The sequence below is a fragment of the Pantoea sp. PNA 14-12 genome, assembly GCF_004364735.1.
Lineage (GTDB): Bacteria > Pseudomonadota > Gammaproteobacteria > Enterobacterales > Enterobacteriaceae > Pantoea > Pantoea stewartii.
Genome location: NZ_SOAJ01000006.1, coordinates 102327 through 123774, shown reverse-complemented (window position 1 = coordinate 123774; position 21448 = coordinate 102327). Strand labels below are relative to the sequence as shown.

Below are 21448 nucleotides of genomic sequence, written 5' to 3'. Positions count from 1 at the left end.
TCAGGTCACCCAATGTCGTTTATCCACCCGACTGAGCAGCATTCCCAGTAATAAGCTGCCCACCAGCGTGACGGTAAAAACGGCAGGCAGGTCGAGCCAGGGACGCGCCATATCGTCATAGTGATGGGTGCGAATAAAATGGATGAACAGGGCGTGAAAGCCGTAGATGGGCAGAGAGTAGCGCGAAATGATGGCCAGACCGGGCAGCGTACGTTGATTAAAGGCATTTTTGAACACCACCAGCGCGCTTATTGCGGCAATGAATACCAGCGGTCCGCAATAGAGATACCACGTATCGTTAAAGGCACCATTAACGATTAACGCGCGCTTCGTACCCAGCATAATGCCGGTCACGCAGGCCACAAAGGTCACGGCAGCCAACGGTGTGATAGCGCGTCTTTCTGTGTCCATGGTACCGATCGCCCGGCCTAATAAGGCGTAGAGCAGGTAATAGATACTGTCGCCGCTCAGGTAAAGGTTAATGGGCAACCAGTGAAAGCGCCCCCACGACTGGTCCATGGTATTGGGATTCGCGAGGACCACCACAATCAGCACCAGTAGCGCCACGTAGCGCGGCCGCACGCTTTTTACCTGAATCAGGGGCGACAAGAGGTAAATCCCCATGAGCGCGAAGAAAAACCACAGATGGTAGAACACCGGCTTCTGCAGCATTTTTAAAATTGAACGGCCTTCGCCAATTGGCGTCAGCAGGCTGATATAAACCAGTGACACGGCACTGTAAAAAACCAGACATCCCAGCAGTCGCCACAGGTGGCGCGGCTGCGTACTGCGTTCACCAAAGAACAGATAGCCTGAAATCATAAAAAACAGCGGCACACAGATGCGTGACGCTGAATTGAACAGGTTAGCAATATCCCACCAGTGACCTTTTATGGCCATCGGCCCGGTCAGATACCACGTTGTGGTGTGAATGACGATGACCATCAGGCAGGCAATCGCCCGCAAATTATCAATCCAGTAAATCTTTTGCGACATGGTGTCCTCTGGCGCAGTGCGTCCCGGTGCAAAGCGTAGCCAGTCGCGTCGACGTCAACAAGCGCAATAGCGGGGATTCAGAACCCTCTGTGCACAGGATCGCATGAAAACGCATAACCGTATCGGTTAATCAGGCGATGACAGGCCGCCAGCAGGCTAAATCTGACACCAAAAATCCACTCTCGCGGCTGCGCCGCCGGATTTCCGGCTGCATATCACGCGGTCAAAGGGTATACTGTCGCACTCTTTTTTTATCTAGCCGAACCGCGTGCGAACTCATCATGCAAAAGTTTGATACCAAGACCTTTCAGGGCCTGATCCTGACATTGCAGGATTACTGGGCGCGCCAGGGCTGCACCATTGTTCAACCACTGGACATGGAAGTGGGCGCTGGTACTTCACACCCAATGACCTGCCTGCGCGCACTTGGCCCGGAGCCGATTGCTGCGGCCTATGTGCAGCCATCCCGTCGTCCTACCGACGGCCGCTATGGCGAAAACCCGAACCGCTTGCAGCACTACTATCAGTTCCAGGTGATCATCAAGCCGTCGCCGGACAATATTCAGGAGCTGTACCTCGGGTCGCTGAAAGCGCTGGGTATGGATCCTACCGTACACGACATTCGCTTTGTTGAAGATAACTGGGAAAACCCGACGCTGGGTGCCTGGGGACTGGGCTGGGAAGTCTGGCTTAACGGTATGGAAGTGACGCAGTTTACCTATTTCCAGCAGGTCGGTGGCCTGGAGTGTAAACCGGTTACCGGCGAGATCACCTATGGTCTGGAACGTCTGGCCATGTATATCCAGGGCGTGGACAGCGTTTACGATCTGGTCTGGAGCGACGGTCCGTTAGGCAAAACCACCTACGGTGATGTGTTCCATCAGAATGAAGTGGAGCAGTCGACGTATAACTTCGAATATGCCGACGTCGATTTTCTTTTCACCTGTTTCGAACAGTATGAGAAGGAAGCGCAGAAGTTGCTGGCGCTGGAAAAACCGCTGCCTTTGCCCGCTTACGAGCGCATTCTGAAAGCCGCACACAGTTTTAACCTGCTGGACGCGCGCAAGGCGATCTCGGTGACCGAACGTCAGCGTTATATTCTGCGTATTCGCACCCTGACCAAAGCCGTGGCTGAAGCCTATTACGCTTCTCGTGAAGCGCTGGGCTTCCCGATGTGCAATAACAAAAAGTAAGAGGCAGCCATGACTGAGAAAACCTTCCTGGTGGAGATCGGCACCGAAGAGCTGCCACCGAAAGCATTACGTAGCCTGGCAGAAGCCTTTGCTGCCCAGGTGACGGCCGAGCTGGATGCCGCGAATCTGAACCATGGCGAAGTGAGCTGGTTTGCTGCACCGCGTCGCCTGGCGCTGAAAGTCGCCCATTTGAGCGCCTCCCAGCCCGATCGTGAAGTAGAAAAGCGTGGACCTGCCGTTGCCGCCGCCTTTGATGCAGCGGGCAATGCTACCAAAGCGGCAGAAGGCTGGGCACGGGGTAACGGTATCACGGTCGATCAGGCTGAACGTCTGAGCACCGATAAAGGCGAATGGCTGGTCTATCGCGCTCAGGTGAAAGGCGAAGCGGCGCAGGCATTGCTGCCGGGCATGATTGCCACGGCGCTGAGCAAACTGCCGGTACCGAAACTGATGCGCTGGGGCGACAGCGACGTGCAGTTTGTGCGTCCGGTGCACACCGTTACGATGCTGCTGGGCGATGAACTGATCCCCGGCACGATTCTTGGCATCAAGTCCGATCGCGTTATCCGTGGTCACCGCTTCATGGGCGAAAGTGAAATCACGCTTGAGAACGCCGATCAGTATCCGGATGTGCTGGAAAAGCGCGGTCAGGTGATTGCCGACTATCAGGTCCGCAAAGCCATGATCAAAGCCGATGCGGAAGCCGCAGCACGGCGTTTAGGTGGCGTAGCCGACCTGAGTGACAGCCTGCTGGAAGAGGTAACATCGCTGGTGGAATGGCCGGTGGTATTGACCGCCACCTTCGAGGAAAAATTCCTTAAGGTGCCGGCTGAAGCGCTGGTTTACACCATGAAAGGCGATCAGAAGTATTTCCCGGTTTATGACGCGGAAGGCAAACTGCTGCCAAACTTTATTTTCGTCACCAATATTGAGTCGAGCGAGCCGCAGCAGATTATTTCTGGTAATGAGAAGGTGGTGCGCCCGCGTCTGGCGGATGCTGAATTCTTCTTTAATACCGATCGTAAAAAACGTCTTGAAGATCATCTGCCGCGTCTTGAAACCGTATTGTTCCAGAAGGAACTCGGTTCGCTGCGTGATAAAACGGATCGTATTCAGGCGCTGGCGGGCTGGATTGCGGCACAAACGGGCGCAGATGTGAATCACGCTACGCGCGCAGGCCTGCTGTCAAAATGCGATCTGATGACTAACATGGTGTTTGAGTTTACCGACACCCAGGGCGTTATGGGCATGCACTATGCGCGTCATGACGGTGAAGCCGAAGATGTCGCTGTGGCGCTGAACGAGCAATATCAGCCGCGTTTCGCAGGTGATGATTTGCCGTCCAGCCCGGTAGCCTGTGCGCTGGCCATTGCTGATAAGATGGATACGCTGGCCGGTATTTTCGGCATCGGTCAACATCCTAAAGGCGATAAAGATCCCTTTGCTCTGCGTCGTGCCGCGCTGGGCGTTTTGCGCATCATCGTGGAAAAAAATCTGCCGCTTGATCTGCAAACGCTCACCGAAGAGGCCGTACGTCTGTATGGCAGCAAGCTGAGCAATGCGAACGTGGTTGATGACGTCATCGACTTTATGCTGGGCCGTTTCCGTACCTGGTATCAGGAAGAAGGCCACAGCATCGATACCTTGCAGGCGGTGCTGGCACGTCGTCCAACCCGTCCGGCGGACTTTGATGCACGTATGAAGGCGGTTTCGCATTTCCGTACGCTTGATGAAGCGGCCGCGCTGGCGGCGGCCAACAAGCGTGTCTCGAATATTCTGGCAAAATCAACAGAACCGCTGAATGACAGCGTTCAGGCATCACTGTTGAAAGAAAATGAAGAGATCCAACTGGCCACGTTTGTGACCGCCCTGAGCAGCAAACTGCAGCCTTACTTTGCAGAAGGACGTTATCAGGATGCGTTAATTGAACTGGCGCAGCTGCGTGAAGCGGTAGACAACTTCTTCGATAAAGTGATGGTGAATGCAGAAGACCCGGCGGTGCGAATTAACCGACTGACGCTGCTGTCGAAACTGCGTGAGCTGTTCCTGCAGGTGGCCGATATCTCGCTGCTGCAGTAATCGGTTCTGATACAGATAAAAGGGACGAGATATCGTCCCTTTTTTTATGCCGCCACCCGACCTGCTGGTGGCACTTTATCTTTTTGCGGACGCAATAAAAGAACTGACAACACCTGTGGTTGCGAAGGCATCCTGGCAGCGCAGGAAGCCGGACGGCAACGAACCCTGTAAATGGACTGCGGCACTGCGCGGCGTGCAGCTTCAGAATGTCCAGGTCACGCCTGAAGACAGCGTCCAGAAATACTGTTGATCCGTCATCGGGCTGTCGCGGAGGGCCCCTGTAAGGAAGGTGACTTTGGGTTGCAGGTAGACATGGAAGGATTTTACAGGGTGCCAGTCAAACGCCACGGCAAGCCATGGCGTTACGCCCTGATGGTTCCAGGTCGGTAAACCACTGCGGGCAGATTCCTCTTCGCTTACCCCGTAGTAATAGCTTGCCTGCTGTTTACTGAGCCAGTCCACACCGGCCTGAGGATAAACGTCCAGTTGCATCAGAGAGACCTGGCCTGCCCAGGCAACCGTACCCAGCCATCCCCGGCTTTCGTTCAGCGTATCGCCAGACAATTCGGTTCGAAACGCACCAAGGGGCGTGATCTTCTGGTAGCTCATGCCGCCCATCATGGTGCTGTGGCGGATGCGTAACTGGCGGAGTGCCGAATCAGAAGTCTGGTCCGGATCAAATTCGTTATCCAGATACCACCAGCGCGCTTTCAGTTGTGTGGTGTCATCTTTGATAAAATAGGCGCCCACTTCTGTGCCATCAATATAGACATGATCATTGTCATAGCCCACATAGGGCAGGCCAGAAAACTGAGTTTTATACGCGCGATAGGGCGTAAAGTTCGCTTCCCCCTGCGCACCCAGGGTCAGCCCCTCAGCCCAGGCATGCGTAATATTACCGAGCAGGAGGCAACACAATGCCGTTCTGAAGCGTAATGGGATGGTCGTCATTTTGTCCGGTTATCGTCTGGCTGAGGCAGTGAGCTGTCAGGCCTCACAGCCCGAAACGGGGCGTGAGCATACATAAATATTTGTGCCGCCTTTTCATCCTGAGCGCGCGGGTTGTCTCAGAACAGGGCTGCCCGAAAGGTATATCGGAGCCGCTGCAGCAATGCAAGAGATGGCTACGCTTATTCTCACGGAGTTCATCCCCTGTTTATACTGGTCACGACGGACAGGTTCAGGCTACTGCGCGAATGTGCCATTCCGTGGTGATGGGTAAGGGGAATAACGGAGACGTCGACAGCCCTTTACGTGGGAAAGCAAGGGTTGCAGACTGAAATGCGCTAAGGAAACAGGCTGTCAGCACCGCTACCGGCATCAGCGCTGACAGCCTCGCCGATCAGGATGCCGGCGGCGTGGTTCGGGCAAAACTTTCCCGTTGAAAGAGTGTTTCGGCCAGCCTGACCAGTGCGGGCCGCTGAACGCACCAGTTAGGGACAACGCGACGGAAATTCAGGTAGCCAATCATGCAGCCTGTGGCAATGTCGGCCAGATTCAGTTCGCCATTATCGATCCACTTTCCTTCACTCACTTCTTTTTCCAGGCTGTCCAGCCCGCGCTGAATCTTGTCGCGATGGCGTAACAGCACTTCTTCTGACTGGGCGTTACCCGGCCGCATTTGCTCACGTACGATCACCAGTGCCGCATCGCTGATGCCATCGGCCAGCTTTTCAAGCTGACGAACCTTTAAAGACGCCAGCGGATCAGCGGGCAATAAAGCCGGTGCCTGACCACGCAGTTCGAGGTACTCCGCAATGATGCTGGAATCGAACCAGACCTGCTGATCCTCCGCGACCAGCGCGGGCACTTTCCCCAGCGGGTTATATTGCGGAACATGGCTGTCTTCGCTGTAGGGCGACGCATTAACAAATTCGAACATCATGCCTTTTTCCAGCATGATGACAGAAATCTTGCGGACAAAGGGGCTGGTATAGCTGCCAATCAGTTTCATTGCGTTACTCCCGTTTAGCGAGGTTTCATCAGCAAAAAACTATTCACCGGGAAACATAAAAGGATTCAGGCCACTGCGTACAAAACCTTCCTGCTCCATACGTGCATCCAGCACTAAAGAGGCGAGATCGTCGGCGACCGGTTCAATGGCCGGATTTTTTTCTTGATAAAGCATTTTCATGTAGCTGCCACAGTCGCCGCAGCTTTCTGCTTTGACGGCCGCGTGCTCGCTGTCCAGTGACCAGTAATGCAGATCGCGGTTTTGGTCGCAATGAGAGCAGGTGTTCTGCACGACGTGCCATTCACTTTCGCACAGGTTGCAGTGCAGGTAGCGCGCACTTTCATGCGAACCCATATGTACGATGCTGGCGACCGGCAGGCTGTGACATACCGGGCAGTGCTGGCGTTGTGCGCCCATCTCCGCCTGAGCCGTACCGGGAATCAATGCCGCCATTTGTGCCCAGTAGATCGACAGCGCAGCCCAGATAAAAGGGGCTTTATCACTGCTCACCTGCGCGTACTCACCCGCAAACAGGGCACTGGCCAGCGTTTCCAGCTCGGTCGCTGACGCTTTCTCCAGGTTCTCTAACACCGCCAGCGCCTGACCGCTCATTTCGGGCTTTAGCTCCGCAACTAACGAGTGCAGCAGGCGATGCCAGTGTGGATCGCGCGAAAGAGTATGAATATCCAGCGGCGCTTTATCTTCCTGAGCGCTCCTGAGCAGATGTGCGTGAAGGTTCATCTGCAGAGGATGATCGTACAGAACGATTTCCTGCGCCTGGGCGATGACGGCGGCAAAGCGTAAATAGTCACCCAAAGGATTTTTTGCCGCCAGATCACGCAAACGCGCCGCCCGACGGCTGTATAAATTTTTCAGCCGGGGGAAGAGTAACGGCGGGATCATTTCCGCTGGGTTTTTTTCGCTCTTCTCCAACGGGTCTTTCGGGATAATGCGGATGCGCATAAAAGGCATTTTCCTGTTTGTTGGCTGATTACGCTACTCACGACACCAGCAAAAATGAGGTTGTCTGTATCGGCTACGAGTAGCCGTTATGGGCCGGATCTCTCGCCATTTTCCCTCGTGAGCGGTTCTCAGCGAGCAAAGCAGGCGGAAAACCGCGTCAGGAAACCGCAGTGCAAAACAGCTCCCAACAGGCTGAGCATAGCAGTCCAGCCCTTTATCTTCAGTATGAAATACATTTTTCGCCGGCGACAACAGGCATAACGCATTGTGAATAACGGCAAATCGGTGGGCCTTTCACGCTTTATGCTGTCTGCCACCCACAGACTTGTTGCAGCACGGCGCAGGGTACAGAATAGAAGCTATTCAGCATGGCGCAACAGGGTTACCTTTACGCCATCCGCAACAGCTCAGGGTCAGAACAACGTGAAGAACAACGAAGTGAAAGAGGAAACCGGTGCGAGTGAGCGAGCAGGCTTGCGTGAAATCCATGTCTGGCAACGTGACGACCTGCACCATGCTCAGGCCGACTGGTTAGCCGAAGAAGTGCCCGTGGCGTTGGTGTATAACGGTATTTCTCACGTTGTGATGATGACAACGCCCAAGGACCTGGAGGCGTTTGCTGTCGGTTTTTCACTCTCAGAAGGCATCATCGATTCTCCGGCCGATATTTTCGGAATGGATGTGGTGACCGGTTGTCACGGCATTGAGGTGCAGATTGAATTATCCAGCCGACGTTTTATGGCGCTGAAAGCCCAACGGCGAGCGCTGGCCGGCCGGACGGGTTGCGGCGTATGTGGCGTGGAGCAACTGGAGCAGATCGGAAAGCCGCTGACGCCGTTGCCGTTTACGCAGACTTTTCCCCTGGCGCAGCTGGACAGCGCGCTGGCGCAGCTCAAGGACGTCCAGCCCGTCGGGCAAAAAACAGGCTGCACGCACGCGGCCGCCTGGATACATCCTGAGGGTGGACTGATTCATGGCTGTGAGGATGTCGGCCGCCATGTGGCACTGGACAAACTGCTGGGCTATCGCAGTCAGGCCGAATGGGGCAATGGTGCCGTACTGGTCTCCAGCCGGGCCAGCTATGAAATGGTGCAGAAATCGGCAATGTGCGGCGTTGAAATTCTGTTTGCCGTGTCTGCCGCAACCCAGTTAGCGGTGGAGGTGGCCGAACGCTGTCATCTTACCCTGGTAGGATTCAGTAAACCGGGCCGTGCCACCATCTATAGTCATCCGCAGCGGCTGAGATAACGTCTGCGTGTTCGGGGCGCTTTGCAGGTAATCCTCTTTACGCACCCAGGCTTTCCGCCACCGAAAAATCTGGCTGCTTTGCATGCTTTTTCAAAACCTTATGTTTAATAGGGCATTGATTACGCTTTTACCGATCATGAATTTAACTATAATGATACGACTGCTTACGCGGCACGTGCCGACATTGTCGTGCTGCTCAAACACTAAATGGAGAGGAAGAACATGAGTTATTCACTGCCATCCCTGCCTTACGCTTACGACGCACTGGAACCGCATTTTGACAAGCAGACGATGGAAATCCATCACACCAAACACCACCAGACTTATGTCAACAACGCCAATGCGGCGCTGGAAGGGACTGAATTTGCCGATCTGCCTGTCGATGAACTGATCACCAAACTGGATCAGCTGCCAGCAGATAAAAAAGGCCCGCTGCGCAATAACGCGGGTGGTCACGCTAACCACAGCCTGTTCTGGAAAGGCCTGAAAACCGGCACCACGCTGCAGGGCGAGCTGAAAGCTGCGATTGAAAAAGATTTCGGCAGCGTAGAAAAATTCCAGGAAGAGTTTGAAAAAGCGGCAGCGACCCGTTTCGGCTCCGGTTGGGCCTGGCTGGTTAAGAAAGGTGACAAACTGGCCGTGGTTTCAACCGCTAACCAGGACAACCCTCTGATGGGCGAAGCGATCGCTGGCGTATCGGGTTACCCTATCATCGGTCTGGATGTGTGGGAACACGCCTACTACCTGAAGTATCAAAACAAACGTCCGGATTACATCAAAGCTTTCTGGAACGTGGTTAACTGGGACGAGGCGGCAGCGCGCTTCGCATCCGCTAAGTAAGCGCCAAGCGCCACAGGTACTTTCAACCGGCAGAATGGCTCTGCCGGTTTTTTTACGCCCGCAGGATGCTGTTCTTCCACCCTGCAACTTCTCAATGGTGCCTGCTCTGGCATTTTATTACCTTCAAACTACCTGCACACATGCAGTCGGGCTTAAGGGCCTAAACGAAAATTAAACGAAGCGTCAGTTTACCCCGCTAAATTTTTAACAATTTGAGTCATTAACCTGCCGTTGATGCCGGTCGTTTTATCATCAGTGTCATTATCAGACCAATAAGAATGTCGGCTATGTCTATTTATACTACACACGATGTGATGGCGGATTCATACGCCAGTTTATTTTTTCAATTACTTAGCGGAAAGTACGTCCCCAACAAAATCTGGCGGAGCCGGCGATTCCGGCTTAAATTTGCTTTAAGAACCCTTATTGCACCTGTTACGACTTTGCGTTATTTACAGCAACTTTCTGCGTTACCAAGAATCACCCAGTTAATGCACGTACAGGGGCTGTTACCTGCAAAACTTCATCGCCCCTATCTGCGTGCGGGGATGAGCGTCGCGCAACGGGCGCAGGCGATTCTTGATCATTATGCGTTGATGGGAAGTCTGGAGAACAGTCAGCTTCGCCAGATTCTGCAAAGCGGAGAGGAGACAGTCCTTGCCAGGTTTGAAGGTAAAAATAATGAAGCGTTCAATATTACTTGTCGCTCCGGATATTTCGATCGTGAAGGGGAAGTCACGGTTGTTTTACGTTATGAAAATGAGGCGCTGGCTTCTCTGTCATTTACCATTATGAATGACGAAAAACAGCGAACTTTGCTGATTGGTGGTTTGCAGGGACCACGTAAACATATCTCAAATGATGTTATTCGTGATGCAACGAAAGCCGCACACGGCTTATTTCCTAAACGCCTGTTAATGGAAGTTGTATTTATTTTGGCTCAGCAATGCGGCGTTAAGAAAATTGCGGCGGTTGGCGACGAAACCCATGTTTTTCGTAGCCTGCGTTATCGTCATAGCAAAGGTGATAAGTTTTTCGCCAGCTACAGTGAATTCTGGCTGACGCTGAATGGTCAGGCCCGCGCTGACGGCATGTTTGCGCTGCCGCTGATGTTGCCACGAAAAGCGCTTGAGGACATTGCCAGCAAGAAGCGGGCCGAATACCGCCGTCGTTATACGCTGCTGGATACGCTGGCAGAGCAGGTGAATACGGCTACTGGCCAGCATGCGGTGGATCAGGCAGCTGCCTGATCGCACACATCAAAAGGCGCTTTTGGCAAAGCCTGTCATGACCTGCAGGTTCATTTCTCGTCCCAGCGCGGTCATAGGGTGCACGACAACCAGGCCGCGTACACTTTTCTTTAAGGCACCCAGATTGGCCTGTTCTTTTTTGGTAATTTCGCGGCTGAACGGCAGTTTCTGCAGCTTTTGCGCTTCCTGGCTCAATTTGGCGTCGCGCTGATTGCGCAGACGTTCAATTTCCGTCACCAGCGTTTCTTTCTCTTTTAAAAGCGCGCCCAGCTTTTCAGCATCACCCGCTTCCAGTAGCTGAGGCTCTTTACGGTTCAGCGCGTCCAGTTGATCGCTGAGGCGTTTAATTTCGTTCTTTTCTTGCTCTTTCATGACAACAACTCGTTGAGGAAAACAGGCTAAGGATACACCAAATTCACGACAGATTCTCGGGAGAAGGGTGAAAGAGGGAGCGGTTCAGGCTCCCCGCAGGATTTAGCTGGATGCCTTCTTAAACGCCTGTTTCAGGCTGATACGGGAAATGAGTTCTGTCAGAGACAGTAACATCGTGGAGCGCACCATTTGCAGGTAGCGTTGCTGCTGCATCGCCTGTAAGGCGGGATCGTCTGCCTGTAAGGTGGGAACCGGTGGCCAGGCTGAGACGCAGTGCAATTCACCGAAAGGACCCAGAATTTCATCATCGGTAAAACGATAATCGCCCGCGTCGTGATTCAGCTCTTCGCGCAGGGCCAGCAGCAGTTCACAATCTTCATATTCATGACGACTAATCACCCCAAGGCCATAAATCAGCTTAAGCCTGACCGACAGCTCGCCGAGCGGGCCGTCGCCCAGCAACAGGGGCTCCACGGCGTATTTCACGGCGTAGTCATCTTTACGGAATACTTGTAACACCAGCACATTAACGGCTTCGGCCAGCAGTTCAACTGCGGCGAACAGAAAGCTCCGCACCGATCGCCCCGCGTTCAGACGTTCAAGCACACGATTTTCAAAAGCCTGCTTTTCTTCCATTATGGCCTGCGTCAATGTCGTACTGCTGTCGGAGGCGACGTCATCGCCCCCGATCTGGATTGCTAACATGGCGTTATTATGCCATGGCGTGCCAGGCGCTAACGGCTTCTTTTACAATCTCACTGTCAGCCTCCAGGCCAGATACCTGAGCCAGGGTTGCCTGTGGCCCTTTTTCCGCCAGCAGTGCAGCCAGCTCTTGCGCCTGCGGATCCTGGTCGCTGTGGTAGTGCATGGCGGCCGCAATCCCTTTCACCAAATTGGCATGCGGCAACCCGTATTCCAGAGTGCCCAGCGTTGGTTTAATCAGGCGATCGCCCGCACTTAACTTACGAAGTGGCTGCCGACCCACGCGTTCAACATCATCTTTTAAGTAAGGATTTTCAAAGCGGCCCAGGATTTTCTGGATATAGGCAGCATGTTTATCGGCGTCGAACCCATAACGTTTGATGAGCACCGCGCCACTCTCTTCCATGGCGCCCTGAACGACGGCGCGAATACCCTCATCAAGAATGGCATTGCGGATGGTCTGGTGGCCAGCCCGTTGTCCCAGGTAGGCCGTAATCGCGTGGCCGGTGTTGAGTGTAAAAAGCTTACGCTCAACAAAGGCCATCAGGTTGTCAGTCAGTTCCATGCCCGGAATGGTGGGCAGATCGCCCTTAAACTGGGTCTTATCCACAATCCATTCGCTGAAGGTTTCCACGGTGACTTCCAGCGGATCCTCACTGCCGGCTTCAGAAGGCGGTACAATACGATCAACCGCAGAATCGACAAAGCCAACATGCGCCTCAAGCCAGGCGTGATACTGGGACGGTAGTGCCTGCAGCACATGCTGTTTGAGTTGACTGGTACCACGAACCATATTTTCACAGGCGATAATATTTAGCGGTTGAACATTGCCGTTATCACTGCGTTTGGCCAGACCTTTGGCGACGCTGGTGGCGATGCGTTCCAGGATTTGCGGGCCAACCGCAGTGGTAACGAGATCAACTTCAGCGATCAGAGGGATAATATCGTCGCTGGTACTGTTAACGGCGCTGACGCCTGTAACGATGTCGACGTTGGCCTGTTCACCGACGACATGCACAGGATATTCATGACGTGCATTCAGGGCATCCAGTACCGTCTGATTCACATCTGCGAAAACCAGCTCAATACCTGCGTCTGCCAGCAGTTTACCAATAAAACCGCGACCAATATTACCCGCTCCAAAATGTAACGCTTTCATAATTTTGACCCATATCAAATGACAACGGGGCGGGCATGTCCGCCCCAACAAAGTGGGACGGGCATAACCGCCCCAGGGAAAATGTCGGACCGAATCAGGCTAACGCTGGCTTGCCTGATAACAGATCCAGCACATCTTGAACGCTGTTAGTATGAGCCAGTTTTTCAATGACCTGCTCATCGTCAAGTGCGTTGGTCAGGCTGGTGATCACCTGAATATGCTCGTTATTGCGGGCGGCGATACCAATGACCAGGCGCGCCACCTCATCGGGTTCATCACCAAACTGCACGCCAGCAGGGTACTGGCAGAAAACCACACCGGTTTTCAGCACCCGGTCTTTAGCCTCAACCGTGCCGTGCGGGACCGCGATCGATTCGCCAAGGTATGTCGGCGTCAGCTTTTCCCGCTCCAGCATCGCATCAACGTACTCGGGCTGAACATAACCCCCTTTCACCAACTGCTCACCCGCAAAGCGGATGGCCTGCTCTTTATTACTGGCATTCAGTCCCAGGAACACGTTGCTCGCCCCCAGTTTAAACAGGTTGGCACTGCCGTCATCATAGCTGTCACCCAATGTTTTCTGTACGACTTCCCGGTTCGCTTCACTCCGGTTTGCCGCCGCCAGGCGCTGGGTCAGCGTGCTGTACAGAGCACTGTCCAGAAAGTTATTCAGTGAAATGTGTTGGGCATGAGGAGCCTGACGAATGGCGCGTTCGGTCAAATCGCGATGCGTAATGACTAAGTCAACATCACCCGGCAGCGCGTTAATGGCGCTGTTGGTTACCGACACATGCGTTAAGCCTGCATCCTGAACTTTCTTACGCAGTACGCCTGCCCCCATAGCGCTTGACCCCATGCCGGCATCACAAGCCACGATGATTTTACGCACATGGTTCAGGTCAACGCTCATCGCATCGCTGGCAACCGCGGCACCTGACACCGCCTGTCCTTTTGACTCGGCTTTCATATCATGCATGCGCTGCGTAGCCGCTTCGATATCATCGTCTTCTTTCACTTTGCTGGTTTTGAGCAAAATAGCAGAGACCACGAAGGAAACAGCAAAAGCAGCGAAGACGGCGGCAATATTCGCAAAATAAGCGCCTTTTGGCGTCATGGCTAATACCGCCAGGATAGATCCCGGTGAGGCAGGGGAAACCAGGCCGCCATGCAGAACCGTCAGAGTAAACACGCCGGTCATACCGCCGAGGATCACGGCCAGCAGCAGGCGTGGTGCCATCAGGACATAAGGGAAGTAGATTTCGTGAATACCGCCCAGGAAGTGGATGATAGCCGCACCGCCGGCAGACTGCTTCGCACTACCACGACCAAAGAACATATAGGCCATCAGTACGCCCATACCCGGGCCTGGGTTGGCTTCAATCAGGAAGAAGATTGACTTACCGGCTTCGCTTGCCTGTTGAATCCCCAGCGGTGAGAAGATGCCGTGGTTAATAGCATTATTAAGAAACAGGATTTTCGCCGGTTCGACAAAGACAGAGGTCAATGGCAGCAGGTTATTTTGCACCATCAAATTGACGCCAGCGGACAGGATATGTGACAAACCTTCGACAAGGGGACCAATCGCCAGGAAGGCCAGCAACGCCAACAACATGCCGATGATCCCGGCAGAGAAGTTGTTAACCAGCATTTCGAAGCCGCTTTTGATTTTGCCGTCAACCATGCGGTCAAATGACTTAATTGCCCAGCCACCAAGCGGGCCTGCGATCATCGAGCCGAGGAACATCGGCATATCAGCACCGACAATCACGCCCATTGTCGTGATGGCACCCACCACACCGCCGCGATCGCCTCCCACCAGACGTCCACCTGTAAAGCCAATTAGCAATGGCAGCAGGTAAGTGATCATCGGGGCGACAAGTTTCGCCAGTGTTGCGTTTGGAATCCAGCCCGTTGGAATAAACAGCGCGGTGATAATACCCCAGGCGATAAACGCGCCGATGTTAGGCATCACCATATTACTCAAAAAGCGACCAAAGCTTTGAACTTTGACCTTTACTGATGAGGACATAAGCCCACCCCTTGTTGAGACGCGCTGCAACAGGAGCGCGCGTTTGTTTTTGTTTAGCCACTACGGCGATGCGCCGTCAGTATTACTGTATGCAGGCGGACTTTATCACGCGAATATTGGCCTGCGTAGTGGGTGGCCTCATGAGTGATGCAGGTCACATTTGTGACGGGGTGACAGGGGCGTTTTAAGTGATTTAGATCACAAAATAAGGGTCATACGGGAAAGTTATGACCAAATTTTGACCATTTCTTTTTACTTTAAGTGATATTTATCACACTTTTATCATGCTGCTTTGTTTATAAAATGTGATTAAAGTCACAACTTAATTTAATAAAAAACGGGCCAGATCACATTTTGATCTGGCCCGTTTTTATGAAGCGTAAGCGCGTGGTGAAGTGATTATGAGGTGGACAGTCGCTAATCTGTCCGTGTGAAATTTATTGTCCCGTGCCCTGAACGGCATTCTTGGCCTGAGTCAGTGCCTGGACATTCGCTGATAAACTGGTCATCAGGCTGTTGTACTGGGTAGCCTGTTCCTGAGTAGGGAACTGGACTCCGCCATTATTAAAACTGACGCGTGTCCCCTGTGCCTGAAGAAATTCACCAGTTTTAACCGCATCCTGACTAAGCGCCTGGAGTTTAGGTAACAATGGGATCAACTGAGCGGCAGGCTGAGTGACGACCTTGTCATAGGCGGTATCGAAAACCTTTTTCAGATCGTCAGACTGTTTCAGACCGGCTTTGCTCTTATCCGCCTGCATTTTGGCGCTTTCGAGTTGTTGGGTGGCGACGGTCAGGGCGCTGGTGGCCTGAGCCAGAGAATCCCGGCGACTCAGGTAGTCCTGCGGCACGCGAATAGCAGAAAGCTCATCCACGACCGGGCGCATGCCCTGATCGACCGTCTTATTCACCTGTTGTGAGAAACCATACAAAATCGCGTAATCCCCAGCAAAGGGACCAAAACTCTGTTTCTGGTTTTCACTCAGACTCGGCAGATGTTCACCGCTACGCATAACGGTATTTTGCATGAAATCGATAAACGCTTTGCGTTGTTCGCCTTCTTTATCACCACACGCGGTGAGTTGCAGAACGATAAGCACGCCAGCCAGCATAATGCCGCTGCGTGCCAGGACGCGGGAAATTCCTGAAGCCATGGGTTCAACTCCTGTCAGTAAAACTGGCTGATGTCCGGGTAAGCAGTGGCCTAAAGAATAGAACAAACGTTAATGGCCACACAATGTGAAAGCGCGCTGTCAGGCCATTATGGGTAAGAAAAAAGAGGTTAAACGTAAAATCAGGGCCTCATTCGTTTACAAAGCCTGTTAAAGAGCAGTGAAAAGGCGTTTTTCCATACCCGATAAGGGGCGGCTCGTGCTGTAAAGGCAGTAAGAATAAACCCGGATCGGGGCCTGTTCAGACGCCCTTTGTTAAGCCCGCCCGGAACCGCGCTCACTGCCTGAGCATCCCGTACCGGGTGCAGGCTGTATTAACAGCTATCTTTTAAATGCCCTCTCATTGTTCAGTTGCCTTAAAGTAGTGCAACCTGTCGCTCTGGCTCGCTATGCGAAGGGCCTGTCCAGATGACAGAGCAGGATTAATCGTACTGGTCATTGCCTGATAACCGTTATGTCTTTGGGCGCTGGCGGCACGACAGCCACGGCATCGCCAGTGCGTAGCTTGATAAATTGCTGGTACTGACCGTTTTGTTGTAGAAAATCGAAAGATCTGGCGCATATTTTGCAAATTCTTTTGTTGTAAGCGCGTGCGGGGTTCTGACGATTTATTCACCGAAGAGGGTGAAGAAAAAAAGATCGGAACGCGAAGTGGATGCCGTATCAACAAAATCAATTGCATCAAACGGTTAGGGTTTTTAGCCTTTTTTCAGAATTGTAAAGTTAAAAAAAATGTTTAATTTGCACTGCAAATTGTCAGGTCTCTATCCATACTTAGTCTCCCGGCATATGTTGCATTGCGTTGTCATGTTTAAGCAGCGGTGCAGTACAGGCTGTGTCCCATAAGATTTTCATCATAAATACAAACTCTTATGGGATGCAGCTTGCTTAGTCCGGTTTCTGAACCTGATTTCAGGTTCGTGTACCTTCTTTCACGTGATTCATAGTGAGTTTTAAGGAGTTCTCTATGGAGTTAAAAGATCCTATGTTTGAATTGCTCAGCAGCCTTGAGCAGATTGTTTTGACACGTGATAACAGCCCTGTTGCGCTGCAAACTCAGCGTCAACCTGCAATGCCAGAGCCGCAACGTCTGCGCGAAATGGCGGGAATGCAGGTCGATGAGTTTGCAAAAATCATGGGTGTTAGCGTTTCTTCGGTTAAAAGTTGGGAAGCACAGCGTACGCGCCCTTCAGCAACGGCACAGAAATTGATGAAATTACTTCACGCCAATCCGTATCTTGGACGTCAGCTGCTTGATTAAGTTTTAAAACCCACTCGTTTACAGGTGAGGCCGGTCACAAGGGTGGCCGGCTGTTTAGCCTCCAGCACACAACGCCATCCGTATTTCCTGCCAGCGTCTTATCAGGCAAGCTTCGGTAACACGTCCAGTACGTTACCTACCCAGCAGACAATCACAACGACACCAAAAATGATGACCATGGCGGGAATGATTCTGCCACCCCACACGGTAAAAATTTGGTCGGGAAAGCGTCTCCGGGACTGCATTGCCAGTAGGGCAGGCACGATGACGGCCCACACCGTTGCGCATAAGCCTGCGCCGCCAATGCCATAGAGAAAGCCATTTGGAAAGATCAGGTACAAAAGGCTGGGGGGAAGAAAGGTGAGCAGCACCGTTTTGCCTCGCCCAACGGCGGTATTTTCTATGTTAAACAAGTCCGCCAGATAATCGAATAACCCCAACGTGACGCCAAAAAAAGAGCTGGCAACGGCAAGATTAGAAAAAACCAGCAGGAAAAAGGCAATAACTCTGTCGGGATGGGTGCCCATAAACGACTTCACCAGGGCGTCAACATTGCCCCCCGACGCAATAATGCCTTTAAAACTTTCGCGCGGGATATTGCCCATAGTGCAATACAACCAGAAAAGATAGACAAACAGCGCCAGTAAGGAGCCCAGAACCAGGCTTTTCACCAGCTTGTCTTTCTGCTTGCCATAACAAATTATCAGGCTGGGAATATTGCCATGAAAACCAAATGAAGCAAGGCAGACAGGGATAGCCATAAAGATACAGGCGAAGTAAGAATGCGTGTCACTGAGGCTGCTGGCATCGCTGAGAATGGCATAGTCAACGTCAAAAAATAATGAACCGAAAACAATGATAAAGGCGAGGATTTTAACGCCGAGAAAGAGGGATGTAATCCGGCTTGTTGCCAGTGAGCTTATCCACAGCACGCCAGCAACACCTGCCGCGGTGCCGATGCCGACGACGCGGGCAGGCAAAGTCAGGCCCGTGTGAGCGGACAGCGTTTCGCTGATAATCGCACCATTGGCTGAGATATAGGCGTACGTCAGAATATACAGCACAAACGCAACGGTAATGCCGCTAACTACATTCCATTTTTGACCCAGCAGATCTTTGGTTAATGTATTAAAGCTTGAGCCTGGTGGGTAATTTAAATTGGCCTCCAGCAATAACAGACCGGAATGCAGCATGGAAAACCAGGCGATCACCAGGATAAAAGTGCCCCAGAAAAACCAGGCGCCGGCCAGATCGACGGGCAGTGCAAACATGCCGCCACCGATGACCGTGCCGGCAATAACCATCACGCCCCAAAAGGCGGAATGTTTTTGATGTGGATGATCGTCCATGGTGTCCTCTCAATACGGTATCTCATGTTTATCATTTTTATTGTTGTGAGGTTAACAGAGCGATGCGGCAGAGCGGCTGTCGCTGACAGCCGCTCACTTTACAGGTATGACAGTTAAATCTCTTTAAGTTTTGCAGTGAAGTGGCGCAATACCTCAGGCTCATAGATGAAGGTTAAGCCTTTTATGTTGGCCGCATTCTCTTTCACATGTCCGAATGCTTCAATGATGAAATCCATGTGCGTTTGCGTGTAGGTGGCCCTGGGAAGGGTCAGACGCAGCAATTCAGCCGGGCAGGGCAACTGTTTACCCGTTTTCGGATCGCGACCTAACAAAAATGATCCAATCTCTACCGCCCGAATGCCTGCCACCTTATACAGCTCACAGGCCAGGGCCTGAGCCGGAAACTGATCGGCGGGAATATGAGGCAATAATTTACCGGCGTCGACAAAAGCAGCATGCCCTCCAGCCTGCTGACAGGTCACGCCTGTGGATTCCAGCCCGTCTACCAGGTACTGAATCTGGCTGATGCGATAGGCCAGCCAGTCCTGACGCATCCCGTCGTAAAGCCCTACTGACAGCCGTTCCATCGCACCGCCTTCTAAGCCGCCATAGGTGGGAAAACCTTCCTGCACGACGCACAGTGTTCGGCAATCTGTATAGACGTCAAAGACGCGGTCGTCCTTGAAGGAGAGCAAGCCGCCCATTGGCACCATGGCATCTTTTTTGGCCGACATCGCCAGCATGTCGGCATATTGATAGCTTTCCCGGGTAATCGCGTCGATTGTCCAGCCCTGGTACTCTTTTTCACGTTGCTGGATAAAGTAGGCATTTTCAGCGAAACGGGCTGAATCCATGACCACAGGAATGTCATATTGCTTTGCGATTTGGTACATGGCTTTTAAGTTGGCCAGGGAGACAGGTTGTCCTCCAGCCGAGTTGCAGGTGATCGTCGCCACAATGTAAGGCACGTGACGGGCACCCACTTCCTTTATACCGTCTTCAAGACGTTGCAGGTCGAAATTGCCTTTAAAATCATGACGTACTGCGGTATCGAAAGCCTCTTTGATATAAACGTTTCGGACAGTGCAGCCGTTAATCTGGCTATGTCCTTGCGTGGTGTCGAAGAAGTAGTTAGAAAAAGCCACCATTTTGGTTCTGTCGAGGCCTTTTTCCTTTTCACGTTTTTTAATTAATACCGGGATATAAATTTGCTCTGCACCCCGGCCCTGATGAGTCGGAATGGTATATTCATACCCAAAGATGGCTTTCACGGCATCGGCTAATGCATAGTAACTGCGGCTTCCACTGTATGATTCGTCGCCCCGCATCATGGCTGCCTGCATGTTTTGTGTCACTGCGCCGGTGCCGCTGTCCGTGAGGAGATCAATAAAAACGTCTTCACTGTCCAGTAAAAAAGGATTCATACCCGCTTTTATTATCGCCGCCTCGCGATATTCGCGGGTCGTCCGTTTAACGGGTTCAATAACACGAATGCGAAAAGGTTCCGGTAAATGTTTAAAGTTATTCATTGCTCTTCCTTTTATTCAGGCATGCCGGTGCCGTGACTTTTGCAAATAAATAAAAATCAGGCGTGGCCATTCTTTTAAATTTAAATGTCCATGAATTTCGCTGAGACGGCAGGGTACGTAGCCTGTAAAAAGAGCGAGAAAAGCGATGCAACAGGACGACACTATTTATGCAGTCTTAATGAAATCAGGATGCGCGTGCGTGCACCCGCGACACCGGAGGTATAAGCCAGCGAGTGCTCAGAACGGTAAAAGGAAAGGATTAAGGGCGATGATTGACGATAATATTGTCAAGGTTAAACCATTTAGATAACAGGGCAGGATTGTTTAAGATAATCATAATGTTTCAACTCTCATTAAACATCATATTACCCTATTCTATTATCTTTATAAGTCCATCGTTTTTGTAGGCTATCGTGATTATTATCACAGTAATAAAAGTGTGCTCGTTAAAGGTAAATTATTACTGATTTAACCTGGATTTGGATCTCTTTCAAAAGCCTATTGCTGGCCCTGTCGTCGTTATTATTACACCGTTACGTTTCCACGGCGTCTGCCATCAGGAAAAAACAACGGCGTACTCGCAGCACAGGGATTCGGACGACAGGCCCGGTGACGCATTTCGGGAACCGGAACAGCCAGCGCTGCGTTCAGATTCGACTATGGCTGGCGTTTACCTGCTGTGAGAAAGATACTCAGTCAGCGTCAACGTAACCCGCCGTACCGCGCTGCCTGCTTTATAAACCAGTTCTCGGGCACGCTGTACGGTGCCTGACTTAGCTGTGCAATGCCCTTTTCAATATTTGTCGAGGCCTGATGCCAGAGTACTTCACTGCCTTCTTTGAGCAGGCCAATCTGAATTTTCTTTTCAATCAGGTAAACGCGGGCGAAGTGCGGATCGAAGCGGACGATGGCCCGTGTGTTATCAATAATATCGGCCAGCTTAATAGTTTGCGCTTCAGGACTGGCCTGGGCAGTATGACGGAAATGCGCCATTTTTCTGGCAGCCCGATTTTTTGCCTGCGTGGGCGCGGTATCGGTCAGCATTTCAACCAGTCGGGCCACTTCCGGGCCGAAATGATTTTCAATATCGTTGAGTGTCGTCGCCGTATCTTCTACAGTATCGTGCAGCCAGGCAGCGGCCAGCATAACCGGGTCATCGGTTACGCTTCTGACCAACTCCACCACGGCTGTCGGATGAACAATATAGGGCTCATCGGTATATTTACGCCGCTGTCCTGATTCAGCATGGACCTGCGTGGCATAGCGTCGTGCCTGTTCTTCCAAAGAATCCTGCATGCACTACCCCCGGCTGTCATAAATTGCTTGCAATTAACTAGTGTGCTATCTATATT

At 52.2% G+C, this 21448-nt stretch carries 18 protein-coding genes; 6 read left to right on the top strand and 12 right to left on the bottom strand.

Annotation, left to right across the window (positions count from 1 at the left end):
- Entirely contained in the window at positions 1 to 996 is a 996-nt protein-coding gene (locus C7434_RS19080) for an acyltransferase (protein WP_006121386.1), read from the bottom strand.
- Positions 997 to 1277: 281 nt separating this feature from the next.
- Between C7434_RS19080 and glyQ the strand changes: the two genes are divergently transcribed.
- Positions 1278 to 2189 carry a glycine--tRNA ligase subunit alpha gene (glyQ, locus tag C7434_RS19075; RefSeq protein WP_006121387.1) on the top strand — a complete coding sequence of 304 codons (912 nt, stop codon included), beginning with the start codon at positions 1278 to 1280 and terminating at the stop codon, positions 2187 to 2189.
- A 9-nt stretch (positions 2190 to 2198) separates the two neighbouring features.
- Positions 2199 to 4268, top strand: coding sequence for a glycine--tRNA ligase subunit beta (gene glyS, locus C7434_RS19070; protein ID WP_039339182.1), 2070 nt, complete (start codon positions 2199 to 2201; stop codon positions 4266 to 4268).
- Between the two features lie 201 nt (positions 4269 to 4469).
- On the opposite strand, the gene C7434_RS19065 is transcribed toward glyS, so the two are convergent.
- From C7434_RS19065 to fdhE, 3 genes are all read right to left on the bottom strand, one after another.
- Positions 4470 to 5219: a MipA/OmpV family protein gene (locus C7434_RS19065; protein ID WP_033737302.1), complete on the bottom strand. Its 750-nt coding sequence runs from the start codon at positions 5217 to 5219 to the stop codon at positions 4470 to 4472.
- A gap of 391 nt (positions 5220 to 5610) precedes the next feature.
- The gene (locus C7434_RS19060) at positions 5611 to 6222 is read right to left on the bottom strand and encodes a glutathione S-transferase (protein ID WP_033737305.1); all 612 of its coding nucleotides are present in this window, start codon (positions 6220 to 6222) and stop codon (positions 5611 to 5613) included.
- A 39-nt stretch (positions 6223 to 6261) separates the two neighbouring features.
- Positions 6262 to 7185, bottom strand: a complete 924-nt coding sequence (gene fdhE / locus C7434_RS19055; protein ID WP_039339184.1) for a formate dehydrogenase accessory protein FdhE — start codon at positions 7183 to 7185, stop codon at positions 6262 to 6264.
- 423 nt (positions 7186 to 7608) lie between these two features.
- Between fdhE and fdhD the strand changes: the two genes are divergently transcribed.
- The 3 genes from fdhD (at position 7609) to C7434_RS19040 (ending at position 10523) form a co-directional block, all read left to right on the top strand.
- The gene (fdhD, locus tag C7434_RS19050; RefSeq protein ID WP_072209167.1) at positions 7609 to 8433 is read left to right on the top strand and encodes a formate dehydrogenase accessory sulfurtransferase FdhD; all 825 of its coding nucleotides are present in this window, start codon (positions 7609 to 7611) and stop codon (positions 8431 to 8433) included.
- A 222-nt stretch (positions 8434 to 8655) separates the two neighbouring features.
- Positions 8656 to 9273, top strand: coding sequence for a superoxide dismutase [Mn] (gene sodA / locus C7434_RS19045; RefSeq protein WP_006121393.1), 618 nt, complete (start codon positions 8656 to 8658; stop codon positions 9271 to 9273).
- Positions 9274 to 9560: 287 nt separating this feature from the next.
- Positions 9561 to 10523, top strand: a complete 963-nt coding sequence (locus C7434_RS19040) for a VirK/YbjX family protein (protein ID WP_033737309.1) — start codon at positions 9561 to 9563, stop codon at positions 10521 to 10523.
- 9 nt (positions 10524 to 10532) lie between these two features.
- Here the strand turns inward: C7434_RS19040 and C7434_RS19035 are convergent, their stop codons facing one another.
- The 5 genes from C7434_RS19035 to C7434_RS19015 form a co-directional block, all read right to left on the bottom strand.
- On the bottom strand, positions 10533 to 10895 hold the full coding sequence (locus C7434_RS19035) for a YibL family ribosome-associated protein (protein ID WP_006121395.1): 363 nt from the start codon (positions 10893 to 10895) through the stop codon (positions 10533 to 10535).
- A 102-nt stretch (positions 10896 to 10997) separates the two neighbouring features.
- Positions 10998 to 11600, bottom strand: coding sequence for an MltR family transcriptional regulator (locus C7434_RS19030; protein ID WP_205956235.1), 603 nt, complete (start codon positions 11598 to 11600; stop codon positions 10998 to 11000).
- 7 nt (positions 11601 to 11607) lie between these two features.
- Positions 11608 to 12756: a mannitol-1-phosphate 5-dehydrogenase gene (mtlD, locus tag C7434_RS19025; RefSeq protein WP_133745819.1), complete on the bottom strand. Its 1149-nt coding sequence runs from the start codon at positions 12754 to 12756 to the stop codon at positions 11608 to 11610.
- A 94-nt stretch (positions 12757 to 12850) separates the two neighbouring features.
- Positions 12851 to 14785 (bottom strand): PTS mannitol transporter subunit IICBA, encoded by a 1935-nt coding sequence (locus C7434_RS19020; RefSeq protein ID WP_054634740.1) that lies wholly within the window; start codon positions 14783 to 14785, stop codon positions 12851 to 12853.
- Between the two features lie 437 nt (positions 14786 to 15222).
- Entirely contained in the window at positions 15223 to 15939 is a 717-nt protein-coding gene (locus C7434_RS19015) for a DUF3053 domain-containing protein (RefSeq protein WP_006121399.1), read from the bottom strand.
- A 985-nt stretch (positions 15940 to 16924) separates the two neighbouring features.
- Here C7434_RS19015 and C7434_RS19010 point away from each other — a divergent pair.
- Positions 16925 to 17218, top strand: a complete 294-nt coding sequence (locus tag C7434_RS19010) for an HTH-type transcriptional regulator (RefSeq protein ID WP_006121400.1) — start codon at positions 16925 to 16927, stop codon at positions 17216 to 17218.
- A 101-nt stretch (positions 17219 to 17319) separates the two neighbouring features.
- On the opposite strand, the gene tnaB is transcribed toward C7434_RS19010, so the two are convergent.
- The 3 genes from tnaB to C7434_RS18990 all read right to left on the bottom strand — a co-directional run bounded on the left by tnaB (position 17320) and on the right by C7434_RS18990 (position 21392).
- Positions 17320 to 18567 (bottom strand): low affinity tryptophan permease TnaB, encoded by a 1248-nt coding sequence (gene tnaB / locus C7434_RS19005; protein WP_006121401.1) that lies wholly within the window; start codon positions 18565 to 18567, stop codon positions 17320 to 17322.
- Between the two features lie 113 nt (positions 18568 to 18680).
- On the bottom strand, positions 18681 to 20096 hold the full coding sequence (gene tnaA, locus C7434_RS19000) for a tryptophanase (RefSeq protein ID WP_133745818.1): 1416 nt from the start codon (positions 20094 to 20096) through the stop codon (positions 18681 to 18683).
- 702 nt (positions 20097 to 20798) lie between these two features.
- The gene (locus C7434_RS18990) at positions 20799 to 21392 is read right to left on the bottom strand and encodes an HD domain-containing protein (protein WP_006121403.1); all 594 of its coding nucleotides are present in this window, start codon (positions 21390 to 21392) and stop codon (positions 20799 to 20801) included.
- Positions 21393 to 21448 lie beyond the last annotated feature (56 nt).

What these genes read in the sequence shown, in the direction of transcription:
- C7434_RS19080 (WP_006121386.1), bottom strand. Translation starts at nt 996, where the DNA reads ATGTCGCAAAAGATTTACTGGATTGATAATTTGCGGGCGATTGCCTGC.
- glyQ (WP_006121387.1), top strand. Translation starts at nt 1,278, where the DNA reads ATGCAAAAGTTTGATACCAAGACCTTTCAGGGCCTGATCCTGACATTG.
- glyS (WP_039339182.1), top strand. Translation starts at nt 2,199, where the DNA reads ATGACTGAGAAAACCTTCCTGGTGGAGATCGGCACCGAAGAGCTGCCA.
- C7434_RS19065 (WP_033737302.1), bottom strand. Translation starts at nt 5,219, where the DNA reads ATGACGACCATCCCATTACGCTTCAGAACGGCATTGTGTTGCCTCCTG.
- C7434_RS19060 (WP_033737305.1), bottom strand. Translation starts at nt 6,222, where the DNA reads ATGAAACTGATTGGCAGCTATACCAGCCCCTTTGTCCGCAAGATTTCT.
- fdhE (WP_039339184.1), bottom strand. Translation starts at nt 7,185, where the DNA reads ATGCGCATCCGCATTATCCCGAAAGACCCGTTGGAGAAGAGCGAAAAA.
- sodA (WP_006121393.1), top strand. Translation starts at nt 8,656, where the DNA reads ATGAGTTATTCACTGCCATCCCTGCCTTACGCTTACGACGCACTGGAA.
- C7434_RS19040 (WP_033737309.1), top strand. Translation starts at nt 9,561, where the DNA reads ATGTCTATTTATACTACACACGATGTGATGGCGGATTCATACGCCAGT.
- C7434_RS19035 (WP_006121395.1), bottom strand. Translation starts at nt 10,895, where the DNA reads ATGAAAGAGCAAGAAAAGAACGAAATTAAACGCCTCAGCGATCAACTG.
- C7434_RS19030 (WP_205956235.1), bottom strand. Translation starts at nt 11,600, where the DNA reads ATGTTAGCAATCCAGATCGGGGGCGATGACGTCGCCTCCGACAGCAGT.
- mtlD (WP_133745819.1), bottom strand. Translation starts at nt 12,756, where the DNA reads ATGAAAGCGTTACATTTTGGAGCGGGTAATATTGGTCGCGGTTTTATT.
- C7434_RS19020 (WP_054634740.1), bottom strand. Translation starts at nt 14,785, where the DNA reads ATGTCCTCATCAGTAAAGGTCAAAGTTCAAAGCTTTGGTCGCTTTTTG.
- C7434_RS19015 (WP_006121399.1), bottom strand. Translation starts at nt 15,939, where the DNA reads ATGGCTTCAGGAATTTCCCGCGTCCTGGCACGCAGCGGCATTATGCTG.
- C7434_RS19010 (WP_006121400.1), top strand. Translation starts at nt 16,925, where the DNA reads ATGGAGTTAAAAGATCCTATGTTTGAATTGCTCAGCAGCCTTGAGCAG.
- tnaB (WP_006121401.1), bottom strand. Translation starts at nt 18,567, where the DNA reads ATGGACGATCATCCACATCAAAAACATTCCGCCTTTTGGGGCGTGATG.
- tnaA (WP_133745818.1), bottom strand. Translation starts at nt 20,096, where the DNA reads ATGAATAACTTTAAACATTTACCGGAACCTTTTCGCATTCGTGTTATT.
- C7434_RS18990 (WP_006121403.1), bottom strand. Translation starts at nt 21,392, where the DNA reads ATGCAGGATTCTTTGGAAGAACAGGCACGACGCTATGCCACGCAGGTC.